The organism is Ruoffia tabacinasalis (genome assembly GCF_005864045.1).
Classification (GTDB): Bacteria; Bacillota; Bacilli; order Lactobacillales; family Aerococcaceae; genus Ruoffia; species Ruoffia tabacinasalis.
The window spans coordinates 1-6,496 of sequence record NZ_VBSP01000073.1 but is presented as its reverse complement, the minus strand read 5'-3'; the positions used below and the strand labels follow the sequence as shown (position 1 = coordinate 6,496).

Annotated in this window: 8 protein-coding genes; 4 read left to right on the top strand and 4 right to left on the bottom strand. The window is 38.0% G+C overall.

Annotated features, from left to right (window positions below; translation table 11 throughout):
- Nucleotides 1-418: 418 nt before the first annotated feature.
- Nucleotides 419-1,360 carry a nuclease-related domain-containing protein gene (locus FEZ33_RS11710; RefSeq protein ID WP_138405554.1) on the top strand — a complete coding sequence of 314 codons (942 nt, stop codon included), beginning with the start codon at nucleotides 419-421 and terminating at the stop codon, nucleotides 1,358-1,360.
- Nucleotides 1,361-1,830: 470 nt separating this feature from the next.
- Here the strand turns inward: FEZ33_RS11710 and rpsI are convergent, their stop codons facing one another.
- The gene (gene rpsI / locus FEZ33_RS11705) at nucleotides 1,831-2,223 is read right to left on the bottom strand and encodes a 30S ribosomal protein S9 (protein WP_138405553.1); all 393 of its coding nucleotides are present in this window, start codon (nucleotides 2,221-2,223) and stop codon (nucleotides 1,831-1,833) included.
- 15 nt (nucleotides 2,224-2,238) lie between these two features.
- A complete protein-coding gene (gene rplM, locus FEZ33_RS11700) occupies nucleotides 2,239-2,682 on the bottom strand; it encodes a 50S ribosomal protein L13 (RefSeq protein WP_138405552.1) in 444 nt (147 codons plus the stop codon).
- Between the two features lie 190 nt (nucleotides 2,683-2,872).
- Between rplM and FEZ33_RS11695 the strand changes: the two genes are divergently transcribed.
- A complete protein-coding gene (locus FEZ33_RS11695) occupies nucleotides 2,873-3,403 on the top strand; it encodes a transcription repressor NadR (RefSeq protein WP_138405551.1) in 531 nt (176 codons plus the stop codon).
- A gap of 26 nt (nucleotides 3,404-3,429) precedes the next feature.
- Here FEZ33_RS11695 and FEZ33_RS11690 read toward each other — a convergent pair whose 3' ends face one another.
- Nucleotides 3,430-3,834 (bottom strand): hypothetical protein, encoded by a 405-nt coding sequence (locus FEZ33_RS11690; RefSeq protein WP_138405550.1) that lies wholly within the window; start codon nucleotides 3,832-3,834, stop codon nucleotides 3,430-3,432.
- Nucleotides 3,835-3,876: 42 nt separating this feature from the next.
- On the bottom strand, nucleotides 3,877-4,281 hold the full coding sequence (locus FEZ33_RS11685; RefSeq protein ID WP_138405549.1) for a hypothetical protein: 405 nt from the start codon (nucleotides 4,279-4,281) through the stop codon (nucleotides 3,877-3,879).
- 162 nt (nucleotides 4,282-4,443) lie between these two features.
- On the opposite strand from FEZ33_RS11685, the gene FEZ33_RS11680 reads away from it, so the two are divergent.
- On the top strand, nucleotides 4,444-5,004 hold the full coding sequence (locus FEZ33_RS11680; RefSeq protein ID WP_138405548.1) for an ECF transporter S component: 561 nt from the start codon (nucleotides 4,444-4,446) through the stop codon (nucleotides 5,002-5,004).
- Nucleotides 5,005-5,055: 51 nt separating this feature from the next.
- A complete protein-coding gene (locus FEZ33_RS11675) occupies nucleotides 5,056-6,324 on the top strand; it encodes a BaiN/RdsA family NAD(P)/FAD-dependent oxidoreductase (protein WP_138405547.1) in 1,269 nt (422 codons plus the stop codon).
- The last annotated feature ends 172 nt before the right edge of the window (nucleotides 6,325-6,496 follow it).

Below are 6,496 nucleotides of genomic sequence, written 5' to 3'. Positions count from 1 at the left end.
TTAGATTTCTTTGTGTTAAAATGAGTGTGTGACATGAAGATTCTCTCCTTATACTATGTTGTGGTGACTTAAGTATAACGAATCTTCATGTCTTTTTTTAGTGTTGCGTTTCATCTTACAACACACCAAAATGTTTCTCTTGTAATTTCACTAACATAATATTTGACATAATTATCTCCAGTTCAATGATTCTAATGTGGTGTACTCATTCAAGATTGCTTCTATCCAATATTTATAGAACTTTTATTGATTGGTCTAGCAAATAAAGCTACTCTCCCTTTGCCTAACACAGTTGTATTAATTCTAACACATAACGAGTATTAGTCCTTTATTTCGTTAAACATTTTTTATAAATCGAAAAATAAATTAATGGAATCAGGCAAAAATTTTGTATATATATATGGAGGTGTAGCTATTTATGAAAACATTACAAACACAATGGCTTATGGTTATGAATGAATTTAATCAGTTAGATGCTTCAGATAAATATAAATTACACATAGGTTTATTAGGCGATATTGGGGAGGAACAGTTTAAACACGATTGGATTCCTAAATATTTACATAAAGATGTATATGTATTCCAGGATTTTTGGTTCAAAGTATTTGATCAATATCACCAAATTGATTTCGTTATTTTCAATCACAGAACAATTGAACTTGTTGATATCAAGAATTTTGAAGGGATGATGCATTTTGAAAACGATAAATTTTCCGTCAATAATAATGAAGTACTTCGCAACCCCTTATCCAAAGCACAGGAGCATGTCCGCTTTATGAAAGAATGGCTATACCGGAATAATTTACCTGAAGTTCAGATAAATGGAAATTTAATATTTATAAATCAACATGCTAGTTTAAGTGGTGTACCAAATACTGAGATTAAATGCATGATGCCAAATGAAATACGGAATTACCTTCGTAATATCCAAGTTCACCCTCGTTCACATAAATCTGAACGGATTATAAATGCCTTTTTGAAAAATGATTTGGAGTGCCCCTACTTGCCGCCAATACTGGATAAAAAGTTGATGCACCGCGGTTGGAAATGCCCTGCTTGCCAATCACGCGAATTCGATAATGGAAATAGACATTTCCTTTGCTCTTGCGGTAGCTCTTTTTCAAAAGAGAAGTTTGCCGTTGAAGAAATTTGTAAATATGGTGTTTTGTATCACCATAAAGAGATCTATTTGAATGAGTTAACTGAGTATTTTGATGGGCTGTTTAATAAGTCGTTTTTGAATAGCTGTCTTCGCCGAAACTTTACAAAATATGGTAGAGGTTATCAAAACCCACGTAAACTCATTGAGTATTACCAACCTAATAAGATATATCGTTACAAAGATAAAATAGTTAAGTAGTTTTGTGTCCTTGAGGATTTCTCAAGCGCACGTTTGAGCTGATTTGTGTCCTTGAGAGTTTCTCAAGGACATGTTAGGGCACTTTTGTGTCCCTGAGGATTTCTCAAGCGCACGTTTGAGCTGATTTGTGTCCTTGAGAGTTTCTCAAGGACATGTTTGGGCACTTTTGTGTCCCTGAGGATTTCTCAAGCGCACGTTTGACTGCTTTTGTGTCCCTGAGGATTTCTCAAGCGCACGTTTGGACGCTTTTGTGTCCCTGAGGATTTCTCAAGCGCACGTTTGACTGCTTTTGTGTCCCTGAGAGTTTCTCAAGCGCACGTTTGACTGCTTTTGTGTCCCTGAGAGTTTCTCAAGCGCACGCTTGACTACTTTTGTGTCCCTGAGGATTTCTCAAGGACACAGATCTATATTTCCGCAAAAAAAAGACACCCTCCAATAGGAAGGTGTCTTGAACATATAATATATAAATATTAACGTTTTGAGAATTGTGCACTCTTACGTGCTTTTTTACGTCCTGCTTTTTTACGTTCAACCATACGTGGGTCACGAGTCAGTAGACCTGCTGATTTTAATGTTGGACGGAAGTCAGGATCAACATTTAATAATGCACGAGCGATACCGTGACGGATTGCTCCTGCTTGACCTGAAACTCCACCACCATGAACGTTTACTAAAACGTCGTAGCTACCTAATGTTTCTGTAGCTGCAAATGGTTGTTTCATTACTTCGTGTAAGTGAGGGAATGGGATGTATTCTTCAAGTGATTTGTTGTTAATGTTGAACACACCAGTTCCTGGCACTAAACGTACACGAGCTGACGCGTTTTTACGACGACCTGTACCTAAATATTCTGCTTTAGCCATTTAAATTTTCCCTCCTTAAATTAAGTTTGTGATGTCTAATACTTCTGGTTGTTGAGCAGCATGTCCATGCTCAGCACCACGATAGACGTGTAATTTAGTTAATTGTTTGCGTCCTAAACGGTTATCAGGAATCATACCTTTTACAGATAATTCGATTAAACGCTCAGGTTTGTTTTCACGTAAATCACCAGCAGTAGTAGATTTTAATCCACCTGGGTGACCAGTGTGACGGTGATACATTTTGTCAGATGCTTTCTTACCTGTTAATGCAACTTTTTCAGCATTGATTACGATTACGAAATCTCCAGTATCTACATGTGGTGTATAAGTTGGTTTATTTTTACCACGTAAGATTGAAGCCACTACAGTTGATAGACGCCCTAATGGGATATCAGTTGCATCAACAACTACCCAGTTGCGTTCAGTTTCATTTTTCTTAGCCATATATGTTTGACGCACGTTATTTTCCTCCATTTATAAAACTAGTTGTTTACATTACTATTGAGTTTCCGGGGCTCTATAGTGGTGGTAAACAATACCGTCAGTTATTGTACTATGAAACACTTCATTTAGTCAAGCAAGTTCCGTTAATTATTTTAAATATTCTATGTGGTATACTACAATTAAATATTTGATTGGAGGAAGGCTTATGAAAGCAATGGATAGACGTGACGAGATCGTATCAATACTGGAAGAAGCACCGGCGCCAATAAAGGCAACAGAGTTGGCAAGTAAATTTGCAGTAAGTAGACAAATTATTGTAGGGGATATTGCCCTGCTACGGGCTCGAAATATCGAAATTATTGCGACCAATCAAGGTTACCTTCTTGCTTCAGCGATGAAAGCAGCTGCATCTGGCCGTTACCGCGGTAAATTAGCCTGCCTTCATTCTGCTGAGCAAGCAGAGGAAGAACTTCAAATTATTGTTGACGCAGGTGGAGCCATTGAAGATGTTGAAGTAGAGCATCCTATTTATGGTGTCATAAAGGCGTCACTTCAAATAAATACGGATGATGACATTCAAGAATTTGTTCAGCAAATGTCGCAACATGAAGGTGAAATGTTGAGTACTTTAACGAATGGAATTCATATCCATACCATTACAACCCCTTCAATTAAAGAATTCGAGCAAATTAAAGCGAGTTTGAAAGCTGCTGGTATCTTACTTTCGGAAAATTAAAAACCGCCTTGAGGCGGTTTTTTTGTCTAATCATGAACACTTGAAACGGTTAATTCTTCAAATTCTGCGTCTTCACTCGTTTCTGGCAGAGCTTCAATCGCTTCTAAAATATTTGCATAGCGGTTAATTAAACGTTGTTGTCTTTTGACACCACTCACGGTTGGTTCACGGTCAACTTGCTTTTGTAATTCTCTTTGTAAATCTTCTAATAAATGTTGGCATACTGTAGCTTCGCCTTCTGGTGCATCTTCAATCATTAACATGACTTGGTCTGTACCTAGGCCAAGGATATGTCCTGCTGCCGAATTGCTTCTAGAAATTTGGTCATAAAAATTTTGTAGTTGTGCTTTTGATTTAACATTTCTCTTTTGAAAGCCAAGTTCACAAGCTAAATTTGAATTCGCTTGCCCCTCATAAGTTAATTGTTCCATTTATATATATATCGCTCCTTTTGCTTAGTTTTTATCCGCTTATTAACATGATAATTTTTCAGCAATTAAATCACGATCAACGATTTCGTCGCTTGTTTCTGGTAAAGCTTCAATCGCATCAATAATTCGATCGTATTTATTAATTAGTCTTTGCTGTCTTTTTACAATGTCGGATGATGGTTCACGTTTCACTAGCTTCCCTAATTCAAATTGTAAATCTTCAAGTAAATGTTGGGTCACTGTTGGATTCTCTTCGGGTTCATCTGAAGTTAATAGAATAATTTGTTCTTCATCTAGTGAGATGACATGTCCAATAGCTACCCGACTAATTGACGCCTGATCGTAAAACTTTTGAATTTGTTTTTTGGAAAAAATAGGTTGAACTGAAAATACTTTTTCGCATGTTAAAGTCGGCTCTGTTAATGGTTCATAAGCTAATTGTGGCATGAACATCACTCCTTTTCTATATAAAGTATACCCTTCTCTAATAAGAAAATAAAGTTCTTTGATTCAAAGAGGTATTTGAATCACCCCACCACTTTACAGGTGTCTTGACACCTAATGTCCAGTTACGATATAATGACGAAAAACTTTCCGAGGAGAATCATCATGACACAACAAAGACAAAACACCCGCGATTTAGTGATCGCAAGTTTATTAACGGCACTGGGTATTTTAATTCCTATGATTATGCCTATAAAAATTATTTTAGGCCCTGCTTCATACACACTTGGAAGTCATATCCCAATTGTTATGGCTATGTTCCGATCACCAAAGATTGCAGCCATTGTTGCTGTTGGGACTACTTTAGGTTTCGTTGCAGCTGGCTTCCCGATCACGATTGTTCTTCGTGCCCTTTCGCATATCGTTTTCGCGACAGTCGGTGCGCTATATTTGAAGAAACTATCTAACACTTTAGTAAACGTAAAGTCACGAACGCTCTTTAGTTTCTTTGTAAATTTAATTCATGCAATCGCCGAAGTGATTGTGGTTTATCTCTTAACTGCAGCTGGCGTGAACGCAACGTCAGATAATTTTATATTTACTTTAATCATCCTAGTGGGGCTAGGAACGTTAATTCACGGGATGGTTGATTTTGAAATCAGTTATCAATTTACTAAAACTCTTGAGAAACGCACACGCTTAAATTTTGCACAAATCGAACTTTAATAAATATTTTCTGTTATAATGACCAAGAAATATATAGAAGTAGGTGGACATATGACAGATTATGATGTAATCGTTATTGGGGGCGGATCAAGCGGTTTAATGGCAACTATTAACGCTGCTCAACAAGGGGCACGCACTTTATTAATCGAGAAAAATCCTAAATTAGGACGAAAATTGCTTTTATCCGGCGGCGGTCGTTGTAATGTTACGAACCGGACGACGCGTGAGGATCTAATCACACACATTCCTGGGAATGGTAAATTTTTATATAGTGCTTTAAATCAGTTTGATCAGGAAGATATTATCGCATTCTTCAATCAAGCAGGTGTGGAATTAAAAGAGGAAGATCATGGACGCATGTTCCCTGTGACTGACCGTGCCCGTACGATTTTAGATACATTAGTGGATATTATCAATGACTTAGGCGTAACAATTCGGATGAAAGATCCGGTTGATTCATTAATTTATGACCGCGAGACACAGCGAGTAAAAGGCTTGACGACCGTTGCTGGGGAGACAATCACAGCGAATTCAATTGTACTTGCTGCTGGTGGTCGCGCTTATCCAAAAACGGGCGCAACCGGAGATGCTTATGCTTGGGCAAAAAAAGCTGGCCACTCCATTGAGCGTTTATATCCAACAGAGGCGCCCCTCTTATCCGATGATCGAATTATTTCGGAAAAATTACTCCGCGGTGTGTCACTGCGCGATGTGAACGTTAAAGTTTGGAATGGGCCGGTGGGTGAAAAAGCTATTGTGAATCATCAAATGGATATGATTTTTACACACTTTGGTTATTCAGGACCCGCCATTCTGCGTTGTAGTGGGCACGTGAACCAATACTTACACGCAACGGGTGAAGAGTTATGTCATTTATCGATTGACTTAGCACCAAATGAAACATTAGAAGAGATGAAGCAAACCGCTGAAGAAGCGCGTGAAAAGCAATTAACAAATATTCTAAAACAGTGGATGCCGGAGCGAATGGCAGAAGTTGTTTGCCTTCTAGCAAATATCGATGCAACGAAACCTTATAAACAGCTTGTTCACAGTGAAGTGGATGCTTTATGGAAGACAGTCAAAACCTTCCCATTAACGGCAACGGGTTCACAACCGATTGAAAAAGGCTTTGTGACTGGTGGCGGAGTATCGACAAAAGAAGTTGATCCTAAAACAATGGAATCAAAATTCATGCAAGGTTTATTCTTCTGCGGGGAGTTATTAGATATTAACGGCTATACAGGTGGCTATAATATTACAGCTGCCTTTGTTACTGGTACGATTGCAGGTCAATATGCTGCTTGGGGAAGTTTTGCTTAAAATACTTATTTACACAATCAAAAAAAAGCGTCAGGAAGTTAAAACGGTTCATGAATTTTTGATGTTGGTGGACCGAGGAGCCAGGTGACGCAGTCACCTTGGCTCTTTTTTTATTCCTATGTTTAAGTGTCTCTCTATGCAACGATAGTTTGTGTTGTGTTCTCATCTTTAA